This is a genomic window from Actinomycetospora rhizophila (genome assembly GCF_042657905.1).
GTDB lineage: Bacteria > Actinomycetota > Actinomycetes > Mycobacteriales > Pseudonocardiaceae > Actinomycetospora > Actinomycetospora rhizophila.
Genome location: NZ_JBHSKG010000005.1, coordinates 191,517 through 214,717, shown reverse-complemented (window position 1 = coordinate 214,717; position 23,201 = coordinate 191,517). Strand labels below are relative to the sequence as shown.

24 protein-coding genes and 2 pseudogenes are annotated in these 23,201 nt (G+C 74.2%); 13 read left to right on the top strand and 13 right to left on the bottom strand.

From position 1 onward, the window contains the following. Window positions 1-54 precede the first annotated feature (54 nt). The gene (locus ACFPK1_RS12440) at window positions 55-2,208 is read left to right on the top strand and encodes a malate synthase G (RefSeq protein WP_378021233.1); all 2,154 of its coding nucleotides are present in this window, start codon (window positions 55-57) and stop codon (window positions 2,206-2,208) included. Between the two features lie 37 nt (window positions 2,209-2,245). Here the strand turns inward: ACFPK1_RS12440 and ACFPK1_RS12435 are convergent, their stop codons facing one another. From ACFPK1_RS12435 to ACFPK1_RS12415, 5 genes are read right to left on the bottom strand one after another with little or no spacing between them, the layout of a single operon-like run. Beyond that, a complete protein-coding gene (locus tag ACFPK1_RS12435) occupies window positions 2,246-2,767 on the bottom strand; it encodes a ferredoxin reductase domain-containing protein (protein WP_378021232.1) in 522 nt (173 codons plus the stop codon). Further along, a complete protein-coding gene (locus ACFPK1_RS12430) occupies window positions 2,710-3,546 on the bottom strand; it encodes a ferredoxin reductase domain-containing protein (protein ID WP_378021231.1) in 837 nt (278 codons plus the stop codon). The genes ACFPK1_RS12435 and ACFPK1_RS12430 overlap by 58 nt, the downstream gene beginning before the upstream one ends. Then, window positions 3,543-3,956: a flavodoxin domain-containing protein gene (locus ACFPK1_RS12425; RefSeq protein WP_378021346.1), complete on the bottom strand. Its 414-nt coding sequence runs from the start codon at window positions 3,954-3,956 to the stop codon at window positions 3,543-3,545. The genes ACFPK1_RS12430 and ACFPK1_RS12425 overlap by 4 nt, the downstream gene beginning before the upstream one ends. Next, window positions 3,851-5,503 (bottom strand): cytochrome P450, encoded by a 1,653-nt coding sequence (locus ACFPK1_RS12420; RefSeq protein WP_378021230.1) that lies wholly within the window; start codon window positions 5,501-5,503, stop codon window positions 3,851-3,853. The genes ACFPK1_RS12425 and ACFPK1_RS12420 overlap by 106 nt, the downstream gene beginning before the upstream one ends. 22 nt (window positions 5,504-5,525) lie before the next feature. Further along, window positions 5,526-6,857 (bottom strand): MFS transporter, encoded by a 1,332-nt coding sequence (locus ACFPK1_RS12415; protein ID WP_378021229.1) that lies wholly within the window; start codon window positions 6,855-6,857, stop codon window positions 5,526-5,528. Window positions 6,858-6,929: 72 nt separating this feature from the next. Between ACFPK1_RS12415 and ACFPK1_RS12410 the strand changes: the two genes are divergently transcribed. The 4 genes and pseudogenes from ACFPK1_RS12410 (at window position 6,930) to ACFPK1_RS12395 (ending at window position 11,036) form a co-directional block, all read left to right on the top strand. Beyond that, complete coding sequence (locus ACFPK1_RS12410) at window positions 6,930-7,844, top strand: LysR family transcriptional regulator (protein WP_378021228.1); 915 nt, start codon at window positions 6,930-6,932, stop codon at window positions 7,842-7,844. Window positions 7,845-7,986: 142 nt separating this feature from the next. Then, window positions 7,987-8,928, top strand: a pseudogene (locus ACFPK1_RS12405) (AraC-like ligand-binding domain-containing protein); the annotation flags it as partial. Window positions 8,929-9,070: 142 nt separating this feature from the next. After that, entirely contained in the window at window positions 9,071-9,784 is a 714-nt protein-coding gene (locus ACFPK1_RS12400; protein ID WP_378021227.1) for an SDR family NAD(P)-dependent oxidoreductase, read from the top strand. A 1-nt stretch (window position 9,785) separates the two neighbouring features. After that, window positions 9,786-11,036, top strand: coding sequence for an acyl-CoA dehydrogenase family protein (locus ACFPK1_RS12395; protein WP_378021226.1), 1,251 nt, complete (start codon window positions 9,786-9,788; stop codon window positions 11,034-11,036). 69 nt (window positions 11,037-11,105) lie between these two features. Here the strand turns inward: ACFPK1_RS12395 and ACFPK1_RS12390 are convergent, their stop codons facing one another. Together ACFPK1_RS12390 and ACFPK1_RS12385 are read right to left on the bottom strand one after the other, a co-directional pair. Then, window positions 11,106-11,753 carry a cysteine hydrolase family protein gene (locus ACFPK1_RS12390; protein ID WP_378021225.1) on the bottom strand — a complete coding sequence of 216 codons (648 nt, stop codon included), beginning with the start codon at window positions 11,751-11,753 and terminating at the stop codon, window positions 11,106-11,108. Window positions 11,754-11,899: 146 nt separating this feature from the next. Next, window positions 11,900-12,250, bottom strand: a complete 351-nt coding sequence (locus ACFPK1_RS12385) for a cupin domain-containing protein (RefSeq protein ID WP_378021224.1) — start codon at window positions 12,248-12,250, stop codon at window positions 11,900-11,902. Between the two features lie 165 nt (window positions 12,251-12,415). Between ACFPK1_RS12385 and ACFPK1_RS12380 the strand changes: the two genes are divergently transcribed. Then, a complete protein-coding gene (locus tag ACFPK1_RS12380) occupies window positions 12,416-12,541 on the top strand; it encodes a hypothetical protein (protein WP_378021223.1) in 126 nt (41 codons plus the stop codon). Here ACFPK1_RS12380 and xylA read toward each other — a convergent pair. After that, complete coding sequence (gene xylA, locus ACFPK1_RS12375; protein WP_378021222.1) at window positions 12,532-13,716, bottom strand: xylose isomerase; 1,185 nt, start codon at window positions 13,714-13,716, stop codon at window positions 12,532-12,534. The genes ACFPK1_RS12380 and xylA overlap by 10 nt on opposite strands. A 362-nt stretch (window positions 13,717-14,078) precedes the next feature. Here xylA and ACFPK1_RS12370 point away from each other — a divergent pair, with 362 nt between their 5' ends. Together ACFPK1_RS12370 and ACFPK1_RS12365 are read left to right on the top strand one after the other, a co-directional pair. Next, window positions 14,079-14,288, top strand: a complete 210-nt coding sequence (locus ACFPK1_RS12370) for a hypothetical protein (protein ID WP_378021221.1) — start codon at window positions 14,079-14,081, stop codon at window positions 14,286-14,288. Window positions 14,289-14,532: 244 nt separating this feature from the next. Then, window positions 14,533-14,868 (top strand): DUF1330 domain-containing protein, encoded by a 336-nt coding sequence (locus ACFPK1_RS12365; RefSeq protein WP_378021220.1) that lies wholly within the window; start codon window positions 14,533-14,535, stop codon window positions 14,866-14,868. A 6-nt stretch (window positions 14,869-14,874) separates the two neighbouring features. Here the strand turns inward: ACFPK1_RS12365 and ACFPK1_RS12360 are convergent, their stop codons facing one another. Next, complete coding sequence (locus ACFPK1_RS12360) at window positions 14,875-16,431, bottom strand: acetolactate synthase large subunit (protein WP_378021219.1); 1,557 nt, start codon at window positions 16,429-16,431, stop codon at window positions 14,875-14,877. Between the two features lie 220 nt (window positions 16,432-16,651). Here ACFPK1_RS12360 and ACFPK1_RS12355 point away from each other — a divergent pair, with 220 nt between their 5' ends. Further along, the gene (locus ACFPK1_RS12355; RefSeq protein ID WP_378021218.1) at window positions 16,652-17,872 is read left to right on the top strand and encodes a PP2C family protein-serine/threonine phosphatase; all 1,221 of its coding nucleotides are present in this window, start codon (window positions 16,652-16,654) and stop codon (window positions 17,870-17,872) included. A gap of 170 nt (window positions 17,873-18,042) precedes the next feature. Further along, window positions 18,043-18,210, top strand: a complete 168-nt coding sequence (locus tag ACFPK1_RS12350; protein ID WP_378021217.1) for a hypothetical protein — start codon at window positions 18,043-18,045, stop codon at window positions 18,208-18,210. Here ACFPK1_RS12350 and ACFPK1_RS12345 read toward each other — a convergent pair. Together ACFPK1_RS12345 and ACFPK1_RS12340 are read right to left on the bottom strand one after the other, a co-directional pair. Next, window positions 18,200-18,796, bottom strand: a complete 597-nt coding sequence (locus tag ACFPK1_RS12345; RefSeq protein WP_378021216.1) for a dihydrofolate reductase family protein — start codon at window positions 18,794-18,796, stop codon at window positions 18,200-18,202. The two genes, ACFPK1_RS12350 and ACFPK1_RS12345, sit on opposite strands and share 11 nt — an antisense overlap. Before the next feature lie 54 nt (window positions 18,797-18,850). Further along, a complete protein-coding gene (locus ACFPK1_RS12340) occupies window positions 18,851-19,456 on the bottom strand; it encodes a hypothetical protein (protein ID WP_378021215.1) in 606 nt (201 codons plus the stop codon). Window positions 19,457-19,563: 107 nt separating this feature from the next. On the opposite strand from ACFPK1_RS12340, the gene ACFPK1_RS12335 reads away from it, so the two are divergent. The 3 genes and pseudogenes from ACFPK1_RS12335 to ACFPK1_RS12325 form a co-directional block, all read left to right on the top strand. Further along, on the top strand, window positions 19,564-20,157 hold the full coding sequence (locus ACFPK1_RS12335) for a TetR/AcrR family transcriptional regulator (protein WP_378021214.1): 594 nt from the start codon (window positions 19,564-19,566) through the stop codon (window positions 20,155-20,157). 33 nt (window positions 20,158-20,190) lie between these two features. Continuing rightward, window positions 20,191-20,460, top strand: coding sequence for a DUF2277 domain-containing protein (locus ACFPK1_RS12330; RefSeq protein ID WP_378021213.1), 270 nt, complete (start codon window positions 20,191-20,193; stop codon window positions 20,458-20,460). 78 nt (window positions 20,461-20,538) lie between these two features. Continuing rightward, window positions 20,539-20,727, top strand: a pseudogene (locus ACFPK1_RS12325) (PGPGW domain-containing protein); the annotation flags it as partial. A gap of 55 nt (window positions 20,728-20,782) precedes the next feature. On the opposite strand, the gene ACFPK1_RS12320 reads toward ACFPK1_RS12325, so the two are convergent. Further along, window positions 20,783-22,519, bottom strand: a complete 1,737-nt coding sequence (locus ACFPK1_RS12320) for a cytochrome P450 (RefSeq protein ID WP_378021212.1) — start codon at window positions 22,517-22,519, stop codon at window positions 20,783-20,785. Then, window positions 22,516-23,157 carry a TetR/AcrR family transcriptional regulator gene (locus ACFPK1_RS12315; RefSeq protein WP_378021211.1) on the bottom strand — a complete coding sequence of 214 codons (642 nt, stop codon included), beginning with the start codon at window positions 23,155-23,157 and terminating at the stop codon, window positions 22,516-22,518. The genes ACFPK1_RS12320 and ACFPK1_RS12315 overlap by 4 nt, the downstream gene beginning before the upstream one ends. Window positions 23,158-23,201 lie beyond the last annotated feature (44 nt).

The following is a 23,201-nucleotide window of genomic DNA, read 5'->3' as shown; positions in this document are numbered from 1 at the left end:
TCACGGGTCCCGAGGGGACCAGCAGGTCAGAGAGGCGGTCCGTCAGTGTCCGAGATGTCCGAGCGGTCCGGGCTGAAGGTCGACGAGCACCTGCGAGCGTTCGTCGAGGACGAGCTGCTCGCGCAGGTCGAGATCACCCCCGAGCAGTTCTGGTCGACCCTGGCCGACCTGCAGGAGCGGTTCGCGCCCCGCATCGCGTCGGCGCTCGCCGAGCGGGACGATCTGCAGGGCAAGATCGACGCCTGGCACGCCGAGCACGGCGCGGGCTCCCGGGACGACTACGAGAAGCTGCTGACCGACCTCGGCTACCTGGCGCCGGAGCCGTCGAGCGTCCCGACGATCGACGTCGACCGGGTCGACCCGGAGATCGCCGAGGTCCCCGGCCCGCAGCTGGTGGTGCCGTCCACGAACGCGCGCTTCGCGCTCAACGCCGCGAACGCCCGCTGGGGCTCGCTGTTCGACGCGTTCTACGGCACCGACGCGCTCCCCCAGGACCACGAGCTCGCCCGCGGCTACGACGAGCGGCGCGGCGCCCAGGTCATCGAGGCCGCCGACCAGCTGCTCGACGAGCTCTTCCCGCTCGAGCGAGGGAGCCACGCCGACGTCACCGCCTACCGCCCGTCGACCGACGGGCTGGCCGCCGACACGGCGGACGGCACGGTCGGCCTCGCCGACCCCTCGCAGTTCGCGGGGTTCACCGCCCCGGACGCCGACGGCAAGGGCCACGTGCTGCTCGTCCGGAACAACCTGCACCTCGACCTGGTGCTCGACCCGTCCACGCAGGTGGGGCGGCAGCACCACGCGGACGTCAGCGACGTCGTGCTCGAGTCGGCGGTGACCACGATCGTCGACCTCGAGGACTCGGTCGCCACGGTCGACGGCGAGGACAAGGCCCTGGCCTACCGCACGTGGCTCGGGCTGATGACCGGCGACCTGGTCGCTGAGTTCTCGAAGGGCGGCGAGACCGTCACCCGCCGGGTCAACCCGGACCGCGAGTACACCGCCCCCGACGGCTCGGCGCTGAGGCTGCCGGGTCGCTCGATGATGCTGGTCCGCACCTGCGGCCACCACATGACCACGAATGCGGTGCTCACCGCGGACGGCGAGGAGGCCAACGAGGGCGTCGTCGACGCGCTCGTCTGCGCCGTCGCCGGCCTGTACGACCTGCGCGGGCTCGGACCGCACACCAACTCCCGCGCCGGGAGCGTCTACGTCGTCAAGCCCAAGCAGCACGGGCCGGCGGAGGTCGCGCTCACCGTCGAGCTGTTCGCGGCGGTCGAGGAGGCCCTCGGCCTCGACACGAACACGCTCAAGATCGGCATCATGGACGAGGAGAAGCGGACGACGGCCAACCTGTCGGCCTGTATCGGCGAGGCCGCGCACCGCGTGATCTTCGTGAACACCGGGTTCCTCGACCGCACCGGCGACGAGATCCACACCTGTTTCGCCGCCGGGCCGGTGCTGCGCAAGGGCGACATGAAGTCGACGACCTGGCTGCAGACCTACGAGGACCGCAACGTCGACGTCGCGCTGGCCGCCGGGTTCGAGCACCGCGCGCAGGTCGGCAAGGGGATGTGGGCCAAGCCGGCGGCGATGGCCGAGATGCTCGAGCAGAAGATCGGGCACCCGAAGGCCGGCGCGAACACCGCCTGGGTGCCCTCGCCGACCGCCGCGACGCTGCACGCGCTGCACTACCTGCGCGTCGACGTGCACGCCGTCCAGGAGGAGATCGCGCGGCGGGACACCGCCGACCGTCGCAACCTCCTGGAGCTCCCGCTCGCCGACCCGAGCACCCTGTCCGACGACGACGTGCGCCGGGAGCTGGAGACCAACGCCCAGTCGATCCTCGGCTACGTCGTGCGCTGGGTGGGGATGGGCATCGGCTGCTCCACGGTGCCCGACCTGGACGGGGTCGGGCTCATGGAGGACCGCGCGACGCTGCGCATCTCCAGCCAGCTGATCGCGAACTGGCTGGAGCACGGCGTCGTCGACGCCGACACCGTGCGGGCGACGTTCGCGCGCATGGCCGCGCTGGTCGACGACCAGAACGAGGGTGTGGAGGGCTACCCGCCGATGGCGCCGGACCTCGAGGGCAGCGAGTCGTTCCAGGCCGCCCTCGAGCTGGTCTTCGCGGGCGGGACCGAGCCGAACGGCTACACCGAGCGCGCCCTCACCCAGTGGCGCCGGAAGGCCAAGGCGCACGCCTGAGCGGGGTGCGACGGCGCCCGGTCGTCGCCTCGGCCCGTCAGACGACCGCGGTCTCGCCCCAGATGTCCTCGAGGTAGCGCCCGCTGGATCGCAGTCCCGCGAGCCAGGCGTCGGCGTCGGCCTCGCCGGCACCGGTCTTCGCGCGGAAGACCGCACCCAGCGCGGCGCGGACACCCGGCGCCATCGTGCTGGCGTTGCCGCACACGTAGATCGCGGCGTCCTGCTGCAGGAGGCTCCAGACCTCGTCGGCCGAGGCCTCGATCGCGTGCTGCACGTAGCGGTGGGGGAAGCCGGCGACGCGCGAGCACGCGGTGAGCAGTCGCGCCACGTCGTCCTTCTCGTAGCCGGCGAGCTCGTCGGCGTAGAGCAGGTCGTCCTGCGGGTCGCGGCACCCGAGCACGAGCAGCGACTCGGCGATCGGCACGCCGTGCGCCTTGAGGGCGGCGCGGTCCCGGAGGAAGCCCCGGAACGGTGCCATGCCGGTCCCCGCACCGATCATGATCATGGGCTGGTGCGGGTTCTCCGGCGGGTGGAAGGCGATCGTGGGTCGTCGGACCACGACGAAGACCGTGCCGCCCTCCGGGTCTCGGCGAGGTGACGTGAGCAGACCCCGAGGTACCGGCCCTGCCCGGAGCGGGCGGGCTCGTCGAGCACTCCCACCGTCACCGACGGTTCCTCGCTCACCGACGGGGCCGACGAGATCGAGTAGTAGCGCGGGCGCAGGGCGGGCAGCAGGTCGAGGAACGCGACGAAGGGCAGCGTGCAGTCGGGGTGGGCCTCGAGCAGCTCGAGGAAGGTCCGGCGAGGGGCGGCGATGCGCTCGCGGTAGCGGGCGCGGGAGTCCTCCGTGGTCGCCGCTAGGTCGCGCAGCTCGTCGCGCGCCGGGCCCTCGGGGAGGTGCTCGGCCATCGCGGCCAGCTGGGGCCGGGTGGCGACGTCCTGCAGCTCGACGCAGCCCGCGAGGACGGCCAGCAGCGGGTAGGGCTCCCCGGTGGGCAGGTGGGTCGGGGCACCGCCGCGGGCGTGCAGCGTGACGTACTGACCGGCGTCGAGACCGAAGCGCGCGGTCACCCGGTTCAGCAGCGCGACGTGGTTGCGCGGCAGGACACCGAGGTGGTCGCCGACCTGGTAGGTCACGCCGGCGGGCAGCGCGATCTCGAGGTGGCGCACCGAGCGCCCGCCGGGTGTGCCCGCACGGGCCGTGAGCTCGCGGTTCACGCGGACCGTCGCCGGGACCGCACGGAACGAGCGCACGACCGGGCTCGCCGTGCGCCGGTTCTCCAGCTCCATGGTCAACCGCGGGCCGGCCGCCGTGCTCGCGGCGGACGCCGCGGTCACCTCCGCGGCGAGCCCGCAGGCCGGCCCGAGCGCGTCCCACAGGTCCGCGTACCAGGCCTGGAACTGGGCGTCGAAGTCACGCGCGCGTCGCCCTCGCCCCGGGGGTGCACGCGGACCGCCCCGGCGTGGGCGAGCCGGGCGTCGATGAGGGTCGGCACGGCCTGGTAGGTCGAGGCCCAGTCCCGGTTGCCGCAGCCGAACACGGTGTAGCGGACGCCGGGCACAGACACGCCGTCGCCCTGCAGCCACTCGCAGAAACGGACGGCGTTGTCCGGCGGCATCCCGTTGTAGGACGCCGACACGATCACCACGGCGCCCTCGCGCGGGAGATCGCCCACCCGGTCGTCGAGCTCGGCCACCGTCGCGGCCCACCCGCGGTCGGCGCCGTCGCGGGCGACGCGGCGCGCGATGTCCTCGGCCGCCCCCAGGTTCGACCCGAACAGCACCAGCAGCGGCGTGCCGTGCCCGTCGGGGACGGGCTGCGGGCTCGGCGCCGGGGTCGCGACGGCCGTCGCGGGGGCGCGGTGACCGGCGCCGCGCGTGCCGAGCCGGGGCGCAGGCCGCGCCGGGGGACGACGGTGATCATCAGACCCTGTGGCTTGATCGTCATCGACTCCCGCACGTCGAGCGCGTAGCCCGGGTCGGCGACGAGGTCGAAGCGCTGGACGATCATCGCCAGGACGAGCACGGCCTCCTGCAGCGCGAACTGGCGCCCGATGCAGGCCCGCGCGCCGGTCCCGAACGGCTTGTACGCGTTGGGCGGCAGGACGGCGCGGCGCTCGGGGGTGAAACGGTCGGGATCGAAGAGCTCTGCGTCGGCGCCCCAGACGTCCGGCCGACGGTGCAGGGCCATCGACAGGGCCATGATCGGGGTCCCGGCGGCGAACTCGTACCCGCCGACCGTCGTGTCCTCCAGCGGACGCCGGAAGAAGGCGGGCGCGGTGGGCCAGAGCCGCAGTGTCTCCTCGAGGATCTGCGAGAGGTAGGTCAGCCGCCCGAGCTGGGCGTCCGAGGGCGGCACCGTCGGGTCGGTGCCCAGCACCGCGTCGACCTCGTCGCGCGCCTGCTGCGCGACCTCGGGCCGGCGGGACAGGAAGTGGATCGCGAACGCGAGCAGGCCGCTCGTCGTCTCGTGGCCCGCGATGAGGAAGGTGATGCACTGGGAGACGATGTCGCGGTCGGGCAGGCGCGCCCCGTCCTTGTCGCGGCCGGCCAGCATGCACCCGAGCAGGTCGTCGCCGGGCTCCCCGGAGTCGCGGCGCTCGTCGATGATCCCCTGCACGGTGCTCGTCATGAGCTCGACGCTGTCGTCGAAGCGGCGCCGGGCACCCCGCCGTGCCTTCACGACCGGTGCGGGCAGCCGCAGCCGCGCCTGCCCCTCGGCGAGCATCACCATCATCGCCTCGACGAAGGGGTGCCGACTGTCGCGGTAGAACGAGTTGAACCGGTACCCGAAGCCGCACAGCGCGATCGTGTCGAGGGTCAACCGCGTGGTGTCCGCGGTGACGTCGACGGGCTCCCCCGGGTTCAGTCGCTCCCACTTGAGCATCAGCTGGTCGGCGATGTCGATCATCAATGGCGTGTAGCCGCGGATCGCCCGCATCGAGAACGCCGGCAGCAGCACCTCGTGGGCGCTCTTCCACAGCGGATCGTCCGACTCGGAGGTGAACAGCCCCCGCGTGGGCAGGGCACCACCGAGTGTGCGCTGCGGCGTGGCGACGAACTTCGCGAACCGGGTCTCGTCGCACAGGTCGTCGAACATCTCCACGCCGGACGCGACGTAGCGGTCACCCCCGAGGATGTTGATCTTCATCATCGGGCCGTACCGCAGCGCCAGGTCCGTCATCGCGCGGACCATGCGACCCCGCGGCAGATCGAGGAGGTTCCCGACCACCGGGTGGCCCGGGGGTCCCGGGATCGGACGGGCTCCAGGCGGGCGTGGGTGCTTGTCGGCCACGGCGTGCTCCTCGGACGCTCGGTCACCTGCCCCGTCGAGGGTGAACCCGCCCGGCCCCCGGCGGATCGGCAACGGCTTCCAGTGGTCCTGCCAGGTCACGGTGTGTCGCCGCGCCGTCACGCCCACGGCGGCCCGCACCCTCGGCGGACGGCGCGCGGGTGGCCGTCCTCGCCGTGAGGATGATCATGACGACGGTCGGCACGAACGTCGCGACGGCGATGGTCGACAGCGCCGCGTCGAGCGGGAGCACGACGGTGAGGAGGCCGACGAGCAGGGCCGGGAGTCCCGCGCCGAGGTAGAAGGCGGAGTACACGGCGGCGGCGGTGCGGCTGGCTCGCTCCGGCGGGGCCGTCGTGCTGACGGTCGTGGTCGCCGCGCCGTAGAGCATGCCGTTGGCCAGGCCCGCGACGACGCAGGCCGTCACGACGGCGGCCAGCGAGCCCACGCCGAGCGCCAGGACCACGAGCGACACGGCCAGGGCGACCAGACCCACGAGCTGGGCGCGCCGGGGTCCCAGCCGCCCGACCGCCGGGACGGTCACCGTCGACCACACCAGGAGCGCGCCGGCGAGACCTCCGGCCACGAGCGGGTCGCGGAGGCCGAGGAAGCGCTCGGCGACCGAGGAGATCAGCCCGAGGAAGAGGCCGACCACCGCCCAGCCGAGGAAGCCGTTCACGGCGGCGACGACGAGGGCTCGCCGCGCGGCGCGGGTCATCGCACCGTCGCGCGACCCGGCGGCCGGCGACGGGCGGGGGTCCGGGTCCCGCACGCGGCCGAGCCCGACGAACACGACACCGAGCAGCACCACGTCCACGCCGAAGGGCAGCAGGCCGGGCGTCGGCCCGTACCCGGTGAGCGCGCCCCCGAGGACGGGGCCCGCCCCCGTACCGAGGAGGAAGACGAGCGCCGAGACCGTACCGGCACGCACTTTGTCCGCACCGCTGGTCGCGACCGCGACCCCGGCGCCGGTGATCACGGCGAGCGCGACGCCGTAGGCGACGCGGCTGGCGACGAGCCAGCCGGTGCTCGGCGCCAGGGCGAGGGCGACCGATCCGGCGGCGGCGACGACGATGCCGCGGCGCATGACACGCCGCGGGGACAGCCGGTCGCCCAGGGCGCCCAGCAGGAACACCGCGGGCACGCTGACCAGCGGATAGACCGCGTAGACGGCGGTCAGGGTGAGGTCGCCGAAGCCGAGCTGCGCCTGGTAGCCGGGGTAGAGCGGGCTCGGGATGCCGGCGCCGGCGGCCCCCAGGGCGAGCAGCGCGAGCGCCCACCCCCGGGCGGCCCGTGACGGCCCCCGTGAGGTCGGCGGCGCCGGCGCGTTCGCTGTCGGGGAGGCGGGGGCGCTCATGACCACGACCATCCGTCGAGTCGGCATTCAGCACCAGCGCACGTTTCTTCATCGAGCGCGTAGCATCGCTACATGATCGACTCCCGGCTGCGGACGCTGCAGCTCGTCGCCCACCACGGCTCGGTGACGGCGGCGGCCAAGGCCCTGCACTTCACCTCGTCCGCGGTGTCCCAGCAGCTGCGCGGGCTCTCCGACGAGCTCGGGGTGGCCCTGGTGCGCCAGGTCGGGCGGCGCATGGAACCCACGGCGGCCGGACACGTCCTGCTGCGCCACGCCGAGGCGCTGCACGCCCGCGCCGAGGTCGCCCGGGCGGAGCTGGCCGGCGCGGAGGACTCGCCGGGCACGATCGGCCTGTGCGGGTTCTCGACCGCGGCGTCGAGATTCCTCGTCCCGACGGCCGCCGCGCTGCGCGAGCGCTTCCCGGCCCTGGCGATCCAGGTCGTGGAGGCCGAGCCGGCTCGCTGCATCGACCTGCTGCTCGCCGGCGACTGCGACCTCGCGCTGCTCGTGGTCGACGACCGGGTCCCGCCCGACACCGACCAGCGCTTCGAGCAGCACACCGTGCTCGACGACCCGATCGACCTCGCCGTCCCGATCGGCCACCACCTCACCGCCCGGTCCGAGGTGACGCTGCGCGACGCCGCCGCCGAGTCGTGGATCACCTGCCGCCCCGGCAGCGCGTACCACCGCCTGACCCTCGCCGCGTGCCAGGCCGCCGGCTTCCGCCCCACGGTCGCCCACTACGCCGACGAGTGGGCCACCGGGACCGCGCTCGTCGCCCACGGGTTCGGCATCTACATGCTCCCCCGGCTGGCCACGGTGCACCCCGACACCGAGGTCGTGCGCCTGCGCCTGGGCGGGCCGGCGGCCCCGGTGCGCCGCATCGTGGCCGTGACGCGCGCGGGCGGCGCCGCGCAGCCCGTCATCGGCCACGCGCTGACGTCGATCAGGGACGCCGCCGCGGCGATCGCCGCAGGCACCGGGTAACCGAGCCTCCGGAGCCCCGGGAGCGGTGCACGATCTGGCGCCTACCGGTGCACGCGGTGGAGCCCGGGAAGGGGCGAGCACTCCTACAGTCGTCGCACGGGCCCGGTCGAGTGACCGGCGCGGCCGACCGGGGAGGTGGCGGATGAGCGCACAGGCCCTCGGGAGCTCCGAGCCGTCCCGCCTGGTCACCGTGGCCGAGACCGACGACGGCGACCGGTTCGCCGCGCAGCTCGCCCGCTCGCTGGCCCCGCTGCGCGTGCGCCCCCTCGTCGACGGAACCTTCCACAGCTCGGTGCGCAGCGCCGCGGCGGGCGAGGTCCAGGTCGCCGTGGTCAGCGGCAGCCCCTGTGTGCTGACCCGCGGCCCCGACCTGATCCACCCCGACGACCCCGCGCTGCTCTCCGTCGCCCTGCTCCGCGCGGGGCGGGCCGGGGTCTCCCAGGACGGCCGGCACTGCCTGCTCGCTCCGGGCGACCTGGTCAACCACGTCACCTCGCGGCCCTACGAGGTGACGTTCTGGGAGCCCTACGAGGCCGTCGTCGTCACCGTCCCGGTCGCCGCACTCGGCTCGCACGCCGACGCGCTCACCGGGCGCACGGCCGTCGCCGTCGGCACCGACTGCGGCCCCCGCGACGTGGTGGGCGCGCTGTTCGAGGGCCTCGCCGCGAAGGTCGACGCCTGCACGCTGGGTGCGGCGAGCCGGAGCAAGGAGTACCTCGCGGACGCGATCGTCTCGCTCGTCATCGCCGAGCTGGTCGACATCGCCCCGCAGAGTGCGGGCGACGACCTCGCCGACCGGGTCCTGGCCCACTGCCTGGCGTCCCTGTCCGACCCGGGGCTCACCGTCGAGTCGGTCGCGCGGGCACACGGGGTGTCCGTGCGCTACCTGCACAAGGTGCTCGCCCCGACCGGCAGCACCCTGTCGGCCTGGATCCGGCGGCAACGGCTGGAGCGGGTCTGCCGCGACCTCGTCGACGAGTCGCTCCACGGACGCACCGCCGCCGCGATCGCCGCCCGGTGGGGCATCACCGACACCGAGCACCTGAGCAGGGCGCTCAAGGCCGAGTTCGGCCTGACCGCGGGCGAGATCCGCCGGTCGGGCCGATGGGAGCGCGGCGGGCCCCCGCTCGACGCCCGCCTGACCACCTCGCGTCCTCCCCACCCCGTCCCCACCGCACGGACCGCGCTCCGCGGTCCGGTCCGTCACGCACGTCCGAGGAGACCCCATGACCGCGTCCGACCAGAAGGTCGTCATCGTCACCGGCGCATCGCGCGGCATCGGAGCCGGTGTCGTCGAGGGCTACCGCAAGCTCGGCCACGCCGTCGTCGCCACCTCGCGCTCGATCGGGCCGTCGGACGACCCGCAGGTGCACACCGTTCCCGGGGACCTCGCCGATCCGCGGACCGCTGAGCGTGTCGTGGACGCGGCACTGGAGCGCTTCGGGCGCGTCGACACGCTGGTCAACAACGCGGGCTCGTTCCTCGCCAAGCCCTTCACCGCCTACACCGACGACGACTTCGCGGCGATGGTCGGCCTCAACCTCGCCGGCTTCTTCGGCATCACGCGGCGCGCGGTCGCGAGGATGCTCGAGCAGGGCAGCGGCCACGTCGTCACCCTCACCACCTCGCTCGTGGAGCACCCGATGCGCGCGGTCCCCTCGGTGCTCGCGTCCCTCACCAAGGGCGGGCTCGACGCGGCGACCCGGTCCCTCGCGATCGAGTGCGCGGGCTCGGGCGTGCGGGTGAACGCAGTGTCACCGGGGATCATCAAGACGCCCATGCACCCCGTCGAGGCCCACGAGGCCTACGCCGGCCTCCACCCGCTGGGCCGCATGGGCGAGATCGACGAGATCGTGCACGCCGTCCTCTACCTCGAGTCCGCGACCTTCGTGACGGGCGAGACCCTGCACGTCGACGGCGGCCAGAGCGCGGGGCACTGACATGACCGCGACGACCACCCCGCAGGACGAGCGGACGGCCCTGCGGGCCCGGGCCCGCGAGTTCGCCGGCGACGTCCTCGCCCACGTCCGGGAGGTCACCGACCCCCTGCCCACGCCGACCGAGCGCTACCGGGCCACCCGCCCCTTCTACCGGCAGATGGTGGAGGCCGGGTTCCTGCGCCGGCTCGTCCCCCAGGCGCTCGGGGGCGACGGGACGGGGGCCGCCACCACCGCGGTGCTGGCCGAGGAACTGGTCGCCGGCGACCCGAGCGTCGCGCTCCACCTGTTCTCGACGGGCCTCGGGCTGACCCCGCTGCTGCGGGCGGGGTCACCGGCCCAGCACCGGCGGTTCCTCGCGCCCTTCCTGGCGGCGAGCGGGACCCCGATCGCCTCCCTCGCCCTGTCCGAGCCCGGCGGCACCGCCAACCTCGACCAGCCCGACCCCGGCACGGGGCCGGCCGTCGGGCTGCGGACCACGGCGCGCCACGAGGACGGGCAGTGGACGATCCGGGGCGAGAAGCAGTGGGTGTCGCACGCGACGGGCTGGGACGGTGCCGGACCGGATCTCATGAGCGTCGTCTGCCGTGCCGGCGACGATCCCGACCCGCGGCGCTCGACCGCGGTGTTCCTCATCCCCGGCCCGATCGAGGGCCTGACCGTCACCGAGGTCCTCGACCCCCTCGGCCACCGCGCGCACCTCCTGCCCCGCTTCACGCTGACCGACGTCCGGGTCCCGGCCGCCGACCTGCTCGGCGAGGTCGGCGACGGGCTCGGCATCGTCGCCGCGTCGTTCGGCGGCGCCCTGGTCGGGGCGTGCGCCACCGGCGTCATGCGCGCCGCGTTCGACGTCGCCCTGCGCTTCGCGCGCACCGATCGCCGGGGCGGGCTGGTCCCGGTCGTCGAGCACCAGGGGGTCGGGTTCCAGCTCGCCGACGTCAAGACCCGCATCGAGGCCGTCCGCGCCCTCACCCGCGCGGCGTGCGCCGCGGTGGACAGCGGCTCACCGGCCGCCGAGGAACTGTCCGTCCACGCCAAGATCTTCGGCTCCGAAGCCGCCGTCCAGACCCTGGTGGAGCTGATGAGGGTCATCGGCGTGGACTCCTACGGCCACCACCTGCCCCTCGCCGGGCTCCTCCAGGACGCTCTCGCCTATCCGCTGTTCAGCGGCGGCAACAACGGGTTCCGGCGCCGCCGCCTGCACGCCCTCCTCGCGGACCCGACCTACGACCCCTGGACGACCGTGGACGGCTGACCCCTGGCGTGGACAGGTCCTCGAGGGCCGTCCGGCTCGCTCCGAGGGCCCGCGTGGGCCGGCGGTCGATCAGCCCGACGGAGACGCCTCCACCCGGTGGGCGAACTCCTCCGAGGTCATGACGTCGGCGGTCGACTGGGCCAGCACGACCAACGTCGCCGCGTGCACCTGCTCGGCCGACATCGCCCCGTGGCCCAGGTCGGGGTGGTCGTAGGTGGCGCTGCAGTCCGACAGGACGGCGTTCTTGAAGTTCCGGAACATCGCGTCGCGGGCGGTGGCGTGCACGCAGTCCTCGGTGGTGACCCCCGCGACGACGACGTCACGGACCCCGTGGCCGTGCAGGACCATCTCCAGGTCCGTGGCGTGGAAGGCGCTGTACCGGTGCTTGCGGATCAGCAGCTCGTCGGGCCGCCTGTCGACCTCCGCGTAGAGCTCGGCCCCCGGCTCGCCGTCGATCAGCGCCGCACGCTGCTCGATGGGCGGGTACAGCTCGCCGTAGAGGCCCATGTCCGACCCGTCGGCGCGGTGGACGTGCGCGGTGAAGATCACCGGGATGCCCCGGTCGCGGCAGAACCCGATCACGCCGTTGAGGGTGGGGAGCATCGCTCGCCCGGCGGGCGACTCCAGCGGCGCGCCAGGGGCGACGAAGTCGTGCTGCATGTCGATCACCAACAGCGCGGTGCGCGCGGGATCGAAGCGATCGATGCGGTAGCCCACGGCCCACCGTCCTTCCGGCTGCACACGCGACCTCGGCGCGTTCCCCTGACGACCGTCGACAGAGGCTAGGTGCTTCCGGAGCCCCTCACCACCACCCCGACGAGCGGAGTGGCGTCCGCCCGCGGACGACGGCGAAGGGCCGCCGGTCACGCCGGAGGCGAGGCGCACACCGCGACGAAGGCCAGGCCGTCGCGCCCGGCGCGGAGGTACCGGGACGACTCCACCGTCACCGCGATGTACTGCCCGGGACCGACGGGCGTCTCCTGCCCGTCGACGACCACCCAGCCGTCCCCGCGCAGGACGGCGTAGGCGTCCTCCGCCCCGTCGTCGCGGTGGTCGTGCGGAACGGTCTCCTCGCCGGCCGGCAGCTCGACCTGGTACAGCCCGAAGGCCGTGATGCCGATCGCCTCCCCGACCCGCTTCTCGAAGGGGCTCGCGGCGGGGTGCGGGCCCCGCCCGGTGTCGAGGTCGGCCGGGTCGACGATCTGGAAGCTCACACGCGGAACCTACGGGGCCCGACCGACACGGGTCCCCCTCGACGCCGTCGCCGCACCCCGCCCCGGCCGTCCGCCTCAGCCCGCGGCTGGCCGAGATCGCCGACCTCGTCGGGCGCGGCCTGACGAACGCGCGCATCTCCCGAGATCGGGCTGACGCTGGACACGGTGAAGAAGTACATCGGCCAGGTGCTCTCGCGGACCGGCTGCACCAACCGGACCGAGCTGGCCCTCGTGGTCGCCGGGCACCGACCGCAGACCCCCGCCCGTGAGGGCGGCGGGGCTCAGCGCTGACCGAGCAGGTGCTCGACGGCGAGGCGCTGGACGCGGGCGAAGCCGTAGCCCTGGGTGCGGGCCCGGTCGATGTCGAAGTCCTCGTACGCGGAGCGGTCGGCGAGCAGGTCGGCGTAGGTCTCCCCCTCGCCGAGGGTCGGCCGGGCGAGCTCGAGGACTCCGGCGGCCTCGAGGGCCTCCTGCACCTCGGGATCGGCGCGGAACGCGCGGGCCTTCTCCCGCAGCGCCAGGTAGGTCTCCATGTTCGCCAGCGCGGACTCCCACACCCCCTCGATGCTCTCGGTGCGCAGCGGCTTGTAGTCGAAGTGCCGCGGCCCGTCGTAGCCCGGTCCGCCGCCCGGCGCGCCGTTGTCGAGCAGGTCGACCGTCGAGAACGCCTGCAGCAGGTCGCCGTAGCCGAACACGAGGTCCTGGTCGTAGCGCGGCCCCTTCTGCCCGTTCAGGTCGATGTGGAACAGCTTGCCGGCCCACAGCGCCTGCGCGATCCCGTGGGTGTAGTTGAGCGTGGCCATCTGCTCGTGCCCGGTCTCGGGGTTGATGCCGACCATCTCGGCGTGCTCGAGCTCGTGGATGAACGCCAGGGCGTGCCCGATCGTGGGCAGCAGGATGTCGCCGCGGGGCTCGTTGGGCTTCGGCTCGAGCGCGAACCGGATGCCGTAGTCGTTGTCGAGCACGTACTGCGCGAGCGTGTCGATGGCCTCGCGGTAGCGGTCGAGCGCGGCGCGGACGTCCTTGCCGAAGTCGATCTCGGAGCCCTCCCGGCCGCCCCAGAACACGTAGGTGTGCGCGCCGAACTCGGCGGCGAGGTCGAGGTTGCGGATCACCTTGCGGATCGCGTAGCGGCGCACGGTGCGGTCGTTGCTGGTGAAGCCGCCGTCCTTGAACACCGGGTCGCCGAACAGGTTGGTGGTGGCCATCGGCACCACGAGCCCGGTCTCGTCGAGAGCGCCCCGGAACTCGCGCACGATGCGCGCCCGCTCGTCGGGGCTGCTGCCCGGCGGGATCAGGTCGTCGTCGTGGAAGGTGATGCCGTAGGCGCCCAGCTCGCTGAGCCGGTGCACCGCCTCCACCGCGGCCAGCACCGGCCGGGTGGCCTCGCCGAACAGGTCGCGGGCCTGCCAGCCCACCGTCCACAGGCCGAAGCTGAACTTGTCCTCGCGGGTCGGCGCGGCCATGGGCCATCCCCTCTCTCGGCGTCGAGGGCAGGATCCCCGCCGCCACACCGGCCCGGCAATCACCGGGCTCGACGTGACACCGCGGAGAACGCGAGCTCTCACGCCTCGCTCGACGCGGCCGACGCCCGCCGGTGCGACCGCGCCGCGACACCCTCGGGGTCGTCCAGGAGGTGCGACGAGGTCGCGCTGGAAGGCCAAACGGCTCCAGAAAGGTGACCTGGCGGGTCAGCAGGTAGCCGCTCGGGCGATCGCCGACGAGCTCACCGGACCTCAGTCTGCGTGGCCCTCGCTCACCGGGAAGCGGCGGAGGAACTCCGCGTTCCAGGCGGCCTCGGCCTCCCGGCTCGGTCGGCGGCAGCACCATGCCGGCCTCCATCGCCCAGTGCGGCGCGAAGTCGAAGAGCGCGACGAGGACGTCCCGCTCGGCGATCCCCGTGACGTCGCAGAACAGCGCGCTCATGCGCTCCATCATGCGCACGCGCACCTCCTGGGGGCGGCCCGCGCGCACGCTCGCGTTGATGACGTTGGGCGAGCCGGGCCGGTTCGACGACCACGCGACGCCCGGCGGGTAGGCGTTGAAGACCACGTGGATGAGGGGCTCGGGAGCCCCGGTCTCCTCCCCGTGGATCGCGGTGATCCCCTTGGCCAGCCGCTCGCGCTGGTCCTCGTCGAGACGCCCCATCTCGGTGGTCACGGTGTAGACGGGCATGTCGGCTCCTCCGGATGCGGGCGGTCGCCCCGGCGGCGACCGCTTCCGGGAGGACCCTCACGTGGACGGCTCCCGATCCCCTCCCACCTCGGTGGAAGACTGCCGCCATGGCTGCGGTGTACGCCCTGAACCTCTTCGACCTCGCCCCGAACGACGACTACAAGGCCTACTCGAGGCGCTCGGCGGCCGCGGTCGGCAAGCACGGCGGGCGCGTCGTCGCGCTCGGGCGACTGAGCGCGGATTCGCCCAGCTCGGGAGGCACCCCGCGCCAGGTCCTGGTGCTCGTCGAGTGGCCCTCGCCCGAGGCGTTCCAGGCGTTCAAGGACGACCCCGACCACACCGACCTCCACCCCCTGCGCGAGGGCGGGACGGAGAACTACCTCTGGTGGGCCTACGACAAGCTCGAGGACCTGCGCCCCGTGCTCAACGACCGGGACGTCTGAGCGGCCCTACCCCACCGCGGGGACGATCGCCTCGATGAGGTGCGGGCCGGGCTCGCGGTGCGCCCACCGCAGGGCCTCGAGCAGGTCCTCGGTCGTCTCCACCCGTCGCGCCGGGACGCCGTAGCCGGTCGCGAGCGACACGAAGTCCGGGGTCGGGTCGGTGAGCGTCAGCATCCGCCCGGCCCGCCCGGAGTGGGCGGCCTCCCCCGCACCGGTCCGCGCGAGCTCCACCCGCAGGATCGCGTACGCCGCGTTGTTGATCAGCACGGTGGTGACGTCGAGCTGCTCGCGGGCCTGGGTCCACAGCGCCTGCAGCGTGTAGAGGGCGCTGCCGTCGGCCTGCACCGCGACGACCGGCCGATCGGGGGCCGCCACCGCCGCCCCGAGCGCGGCGGGCGGGCCCTGGCCGATGGCGCCGCCGGTGAGGGCCAGCTGGGTGTGGGGCGCGGCGGTCTGCAGGGCCGGGGCGAGCACGGCGGCAGCGGTCAGCGACTCGTCGATCACGATGGCGTCCTCGGGCAGCGTCGCGGCGACCGCGGCGCACAGCGAGCGCACGTCGAGCGGCCCGGGCGGGGGCTCCGGCGCGTCCCGCGGTGCCGGCTCGGCGACCGCGTCCGGCGCCACCTCCGCGGCCAGCGCCTCCAGGGCGGCGGCCGCGTCGCTCGCCGCGTCGGCGAGCCCGACCACGGTGGCGCCGTCGGGCACGAGGTCGCCCGGGATCCCGGGGTAGCCGAAGAACGACACCGGCGCGCGCGCCCCCGCGAGCACCAGCGACGACGCCCCTTCGAGCTGCTCGAGGGCCTGCTCGGCGAAGTAGGCGAGCTTGTCGACGCGGGGGCGTCCGGCGCCGGTGTCCCAGTACCGCGGGAAGGTCTCGACGAGCAGGCGGGTGCCGGTGGCGGCGGCGACACGGCCCGCGGCGTCCATCGCGCGCGCGGTCAGCCCCGGGCCGCCCAGCAGCATCACCGCGCCCGGCTCGCGCACGGCCTTCGCGGCGTCGCCCACCCGCGACGACGCCGCCGGGACCGGGCCCGCGACCGGCAGGGCGGGGGCGAGTGCGGCGCCGTCGGACCACGACACGTCCGCGGGCAGCACCAGCGTCGCGACCTGGCCGCCGCGCTCGCCGGTCGCCGCGACGGCGCGCACCGCGTCGTCCGCGACGTCGCGCACGTCGCCGCAGGTGTGCACCCAGCCCGAGACCGTCCGCGCGAGCGCGGTGATGTCGGACTCGAGCGGGGCGTCGTGCCGGACGTGGTCGGTGGCGTGCGCCCCGACGACGCAGAGCAGCGGGGTGCCGGCCCGCCGGGCGTTGTGCAGGTTGGCCATCCCGTTGCCGAGCCCGGGCCCCAGGTGCAGCAGCACCGCGGCGGGCCGCCCGGTGACGCGGGCGTGGGCGTCGGCCGCGCCGGTCGCGACGCCCTCGAACAGCGTCAGGACGCCGCGCATCTCCGGCACCGAGTCGAGCGCCTGCACGAAGTGCATCTCCGACGTGCCGGGGTTCATGAAGCAGACGTCGACACCCGCCCCGACCAGCGAGCCGACCAGTGCCTCCGCGCCCCTCACGCGACGAGCCGGGCGCGGGTGGCGGACGGGGAGCGCAGCGACGTCGTCATGGGTCCACCTCACACGGTGGGGCACCGGGAACGGAAGCCGGGGCGGGTGAACCGCGCCCCGCCGGCGGACGCGGCACGGCCCGACCGCGACGGGTCAGTAACGTGTTCCGGGGTCCGATCGCAGACTCCACGGGACGAGGACCGGACGTGACGAGCGAGGGGGGCGGGCGATGAGCGACCCCCTCTCGTGGCACCGGGTGATCCGGCGGCTCATCACGGAGTCCCACCTGGTCGCCGGCGACGGCCTCTCGCGGATGCTCGACGACGCCCTGCGACCGGTCGGGATCCGCGCCGAGGTCCTCCTGGTCGACATGGGTCAGCGCACCCTGACGCCCATCGGCCGGGAGCCGTCGGGATCGCAGTCGGTGCAGGGCAGCCTCGCGGGCCGCGCCTTCCAGCACGGCGAGCACGTCGCCGGCACCGGCGCCGAGGGCGCGCGGGTGCTGTGGATGCCGATGCTCGACGGCACCGAGCGGGCCGGCGTGATCCGCCTGGAGCTGGGCGACGACGTCGTCGACGACGCGGACCTGCGGCGGCACTGCTGGACGGTGTCCGGACTGATGGGCCACGTCGTCATGAGCAAGATGGTCTACAGCGACCATCTCCGCCAGCTGCGGGCGCCGCAGCCGCTCTCGGTGGCCTCGGAGATGCTCTGGCAGCTCGTGCCGCCGCGGACCTTCGCCACCGACCGCGTCGTGGTCTCCGCGCTGCTCGAGCCCTACGACCGGGTCGCCGGGGACGCCTACGACTACGCGGTGGACAGCGGCATCGTCTACCTCGCGGTGTTCGACGGCGTGGGCCACGACCTCGAGGCGGGCTTCACCACCGCGCTGGCGGTCAGCGTCATCCGCAACGCCCGCCGCCGCGGCGAGACCGACCTGTCCGCGCTGGCCGACGAGACCGACCGTCACATCGCCGCGCGCGGGGGATCCCGGCGCTTCGTCACCGCGGTCCTGGCGCGACTCGACACCGCCACCGGCGTCCTGGACTACCTCGTCGCCGGGCACCCGGCGCCGCTGCTGCTGCGCGACGGGCACATGGTCCGATCGCTGCAGGCCCCTCCGCTCCTGCCCCTCGGCGTCTCCACGAACCCGGCCCGTCGGCGCCCCGCCGCCCGTGAGCAGCTCGAACCCGGCGACCGGCTGCTGTTCTACTCCGACGGCATCGTCGAGGCCCGCGACGCCGAGGGGACCTACTTCGGGGAACGTCGCCTCGTCGACCTCACCGAGCGCAACGAGCAGTCCGGGCTGACCGCGCCCGAGACCCTCCGCCGGCTCGCCGCGGCGGTGCTCGACCACCAGGCCGGCGAGCTGCAGGACGACGCCACCCTGCTGATGCTCGACTGGTCCACCGAGGGACACCGCACGATGTTCCCCGACACCCTCGACTGACGAGCGCCCGGCGGGGCCGTTCCGTCCGGGTACCGACGGTTTGGCGCGGCCTCCGGATCGGGCACACCTGACGATCCGGTCGAGCACCTGCGCCGGCCCCGGTGCGACCACCTCTGGTCGGCCACCCCGCAGGGAGGCGCCTCTTGCCTCGTGTCCCGAAACCGCGCGGAGTGGCCGATGCGCTCGAGCGCGCCCGGACCGTGATCGAGGCCGCGAGAGCGGCCCGGGACCGCAGCGCGGAGATCGTGCTGCACCGACAGCTCGCCAGGGCCCGGCGACCCCCGGTCGACCTCGAGCCGGCGACCGAGGAGCTCCTGCGCCACCGCCTCACCCACTGACCGCGGCGGCCCGGCGGTAGCGGATGTGCGTGGCCAGCGGCGAGTGGAGCACCTCGACGGGCTCGAAGCCGAAGGAGTCGACGCCGTCGAACAGGCGCTCGCCGGCACCGAGGAGCGTCGGGGCGATGTCCAGGGTGAGCTCGTCGACGACGCCGGCGTCCAGGGCCTGCCGGACGGTGGAGGCGCCGCCGGCGATGTCCACCCCGCGGTCGCCCGCGGTCTCGCGCGCCTGCGCGTAGGCGGCGTCGAACCCCTCGGTGACGAAGTGGAACGTCGTGCCGCCCTCCATCTCGATCGGTGCGTGGGCGTGGTGGGTCAGCACGAACACCGGCGCGTGGTACGGCGGCTCGGCCCCCCACCAGCCGCGCCAGTCCTCGTCCCACACGCCGCGGACCGGCCCGAACATGTTGCGTCCCATCACGTAGGCCCCGCGTGGACGCATGAGCCACCCGGTGGCGGTCTCGTCGGCCTCGGTGGCCCGGGGGTCGCCGATGTGCCAGGTGTGCACCTCGATGCCCCGTTTCCCGAGCGGGTCGTCGCGGCTCTGGTCGGGCCCGGCGACGAAGCCGTCGAGGGAGAGCGACATGTGGCAGGTCGTGTCCGACATCATCACCCCTGGGTGATTGCGAGTTGCAAGTGGTCAGGCGACCGTAGCAGCCCCTCGTGCCCCCTGTCCGGCACGTCCGAGACGCAGCGCGGAGACGAGGAAGAAGGCGCCGCCGAGCAGGGCGTAGCCGGCCACGGGAGCGACGCCCGCTCCCGGCGCCGACGCCGCGAGGACGAACGACGCGCCGGCCAGCACGGAGAGGGCCCCGCTGGCGATCATCGCCCCGTGGCCGCGCATCCGGCGCCGGCGCAGCGCCACCGCGAGCTGCACGAGCCCGGCCACGACGGCCCACACGCCCCACACCCGCAGGACCGCCGGCACACCGGAGGTGACGGCGACGGCGAGGGCGACCGCGGTGACGGCGCTGACCACGACGTTGCCGACGAGGAGCGCCCCGACGCGCGAGGAACGGGCGTCGACGAGGGCGGCGACGACGTCGACCACCGGGTAGAGCACCAGCAGCACCGCGGTCGGCACGGCGACGCCCGACCCGGTGCCCGATGCGGTGCCCGACGCGGCGACGAACAGCAGGACCGCCCAGACCAGGGCGAACCCGGAGCGGGCGAGGTGGAGCCGACGCAGGGTCGGGGCGGCGCCGGCGCCGGCGGCGACCGGAGCCGGGGCGGTGGAGGTGGACACGGGTTCTCCTCGAAGTAGAAAGACCGTTCTCTCTATGACGAGGGCCAGGCTGCCACTCCGCCGACGGCGGACGCAAGACCGATCGTTCTTTCTGCTACGGTCGGCCCATGGGGACACCGACCCGTGCCGTGCGCTCCGAGGCGCGGGAGCGGCTGCTGGCCACGGCCGCCGGGCTCTTCTACCGCGAGGGGATCCGGGCCGTCGGGGTCGAGCGGATCCTCGCCGAGACGCCGTCGACGCGAGCGACGTTCTATCGGCACTTCCCGTCGAAGGAGGACCTCGTCCTCGCGTACCTGGGCGGCGTCGACGACCACACCCGCGCCGTCGTGCGGGGCGCCGTCGAGACCGCGGCCGCGCCGGACGACGCGCTGCGGGCCATCGGCGCGGCGGTCGCCGACGACCTCGCCGACCCGGGGTTCCGCGGGTGTGCCCTGCTCAAGGCCGCCGCCGAGTACCCCGACCCCGACGACCCGGTGCGCCGGCTGATCCTCGACCACCGGGCCTGGTACGTCGCCACCCTCACCGGGCTCTTCGCCGAGGTCTTCGGCGACTCCCCCCGCCGTGGGCGCCCCGAGGACGCTGCGCGGCACTTCCTCATGATGCGCGACGGCGCGGTGACCGGCGCCGACCTCGACGGCGCCGCCGAGGTCGGCGCGGCGTTCCGGCGGGGTCTCGAGGGCCTGCTCACCCTCCTGCACTGACCCCGGCCCGCGCCCATCGGGCACGATCGCGGCATGTGCCGCAACATCCGGGTCCTGCACAACTTCGAGCCCCCGGCCACCGACGGCGAGGTGCACGAGGCCGCCCTGCAGTACGTGCGCAAGATCAGTGGTGCGGCGCGGCCCTCGAAGGCCAACGAGGAGGCCTTCGCCCGGGCCGTCGCCGAGATCACCGCGAGCACCCGCACGCTGCTCGACGAGCTCGTCACCACCGCCCCACCGAAGGACCGCGAGGTCGAGGCGGAGAAGAAGCGGGCGCTGGCCCGCGAGCGCTACGGTCGCTGACCGGCACGCCCGCGGGGCTGTTCGGTGGTCAGGGTCGTGCGCGGTCGGAGGCACGTGTCGAAGCGGGTAGCCCCCGGTATGTCACCTCAGCGTGCCCACCGGACCGGTGTCCTGCTCCGCCGCGTCGCGGTCACGGTCGTCGGCGTCGCGCTCGTCGCCGTCGGCGTGCTCCTGCTCGTCCTGCCCGGGCCGGGCCTGCTGCTGGTGCTCGCCGGACTCGTCGTTCTCGCCAACGAGTACCCGGCGGCCCAGCGCTACGTCGCCCCGGTCCGGCGGCAGGCCGTCACGGCGGCGCGGTTCAGCGTCGCGTCCCGCGGGCGGATCACCTGGACCACGCTGGTCGGACTGGCGCTGGTCGTCGCCGGGATCGTCTGGATGACGGTGCCCGGACTCCCGTTCGGCGGGGTCGGCACCGGGTCCAGCCTCGTGCTGTCCGGGGTGATCCTGCTCGGCCTCCTGGCGTACAGCGTCCGCCGGTGGGGCGGCGGGCGGGACCGGGCCACGACGTCCGTCGGGGCCGGGGCGCGCCGGCGCGTGGTGTGATCCGGGGATCCGCCCTTCGCGGGGCGGATGACCGCGGGACGCCCGGGTGTTGGAGAGGGTGATGGGCCGGCGCAGGGACGTCACCGGTCCCCGTGGAGACCGGGACACCGGTCGGGAGGAGCGATCCCAGTGATCGACACGCGGGCGTCGGCCCGGTCGTGAGCCCGATCGGCATCACGTAGTCCGCGGGCACCGACCAGCGGAACCGCCGCAGCATCGCGTGCATGATCGCCTTGACCTCCATGCCGCCGAAGTGCAGGCCGATGCACTTGTGCACGCCGCCGCCGAAGGGCATCCAGGCGAACCGGTGCGACTTGTCCTCGGCGCGCTCGGGGGCGAAGCGCTCGGGGTCGAACTCGTCGGGGCGGTCCCACCACGGCTCCATGCGCTGCGAGGCGTGGATGCCGAGCGAGAGCAGGGTGCCGGCCGGGATGTGGAAGCCCTGCAGCTCGGCGTCGCGCACCGTGATGCGGGCGAGCTGTCCCACCGGCGCGTACATCCGCAGGGTCTCGCGCATCGCGAGGTCCAGCGAGACCAGGGAGTCGAGCTCCGGGCCCGTCAGGTCGTCGCCGCGCTGGGCCAGCGACTCCGCGCGCAGCTTCTCCTGCCACTCCGGGTTCGTGGCGAGCAGGTAGCACATCATCGACAGCGTGATCGTCGACGTGTCGTGCGCGGCCATCAGCAGGAAGATCATGTGGTTGACGACGTCGTCGTCGGAGAACGTCTCCCCCTCGTCGCTGCGCGCCCGGCAGAGCACGCTGAACATGTCCCGCCCGTCGCCCGCGCGCTTGGCCGGGATCTGCTCGGTGAAGTACCGCTCGAGGACCGCGCGGGAGTCGAGCCCGCGCTTCCAGGAGCCGCCCGGCACCGGTGCGCGGATCACCGCGACCCCCGCGTGCACGGTGTCGACGAAGGCGCGGTTGACGCGGTCCGCCCGCGGCCCGAGGTCGTCGCCGACGAACACCTCGGTGCCGATGTCGAGGGTCATCTGCTTGATGCGGTCGTAGATCCGGATGCCGTCGCCGGTGGTCCAGTCGTCGAGGCTGCGCCGGATGCGCGGGGTCATCACCTCGAGGTACTCGGCGAGCCGGTCGCGGGTGAACGCCTCCTGCAGGATGCGCCGGTGGGTGCGGTGCTCCTCGAAGTCGAGCAGCATCACGCCGCGGCGGAAGAACGGCCCGATGAAGAAGCCCCAGCCGTCGGCGTTGCCGAAGTACTTGTCCTTGTTGACCAGCACCTGCCCGATCGCGTCCGGACCGAGCACGGCCACCATGCGCCGGCCGAACGCGCCGGTCCACGACACCGGGCCGTACTTCTCGTAGCGCTGCCGGGCGAAGCCGAGCATGTCGGCCGCGAACTCCAGCGACCGCCCGACCAGCGGCGCGCCGTGGTCGCCCGGGATCGCCGCCAGGTCGCTGCCCGGCGGCGGCGGCGCGAGCGGCCCGGTCGCGGACGGGACCCGGCTGACCGCGCTCGCGAGGTACTGCTGGACGTGGTGGGCCAGCATGGACGTCATCGATCCTCCGTGGACTGGGCCGTGTCGTGGCGGTGCTGGTCGGCCGCGGCCACGACGAGGCGGGCGCAGCGGGTGAGGAGCGCGTCGACGTCCGCGTCGAGGCGGCCGTCGAGCCAGAACCCGACGGCGTCGATGACCCCGCCGGTGAGGACGACCGTGGTCAGCTGCAGGTCCTCGCGGCGCAGCTCGGGGTGGGCCTGCGCGATCAGCCGGGCCAGGAGCGCGGCGAAGGCCGCGATGGTGTCCTGCCGCCGCCCGGCGAGCTCGGGGTGGCCGATCGCCTCCCGGTAGAGGCGGGCCGCGCGCGGGTCGTCGCCCAGCAGCGTCGTGGTCGCGCCGATCGCCGCGCGGGCCCGCTCCTCGAGCCGCGCGGGCGGGACGGCGTCGGCGGCGCGCACGGCGAGGTCGAGCGCGTGGGCGGCGACGCTGTCGAAGAGCGCCTCGAGCAGGTCCTCGCGGCGGGCGAACGACTCGTAGAAGTAGCGCTCGGTGAGCCCCGCCGCGCGGCACACCGCGGTCATCGTGAAGTCCCGGACCCCGCGCTCGCCCACCACGTCGAGCGCCGCGGCGACCAGGCGCGCGCGGCGCTCGGCGACGCGCTCGGCCGCGCTCGCGCCCTGGAAGGTCCGGGTGACCACGGGCTCATCCTGACAGGACGCCCTGTCAGGACGGAAGACCTCGT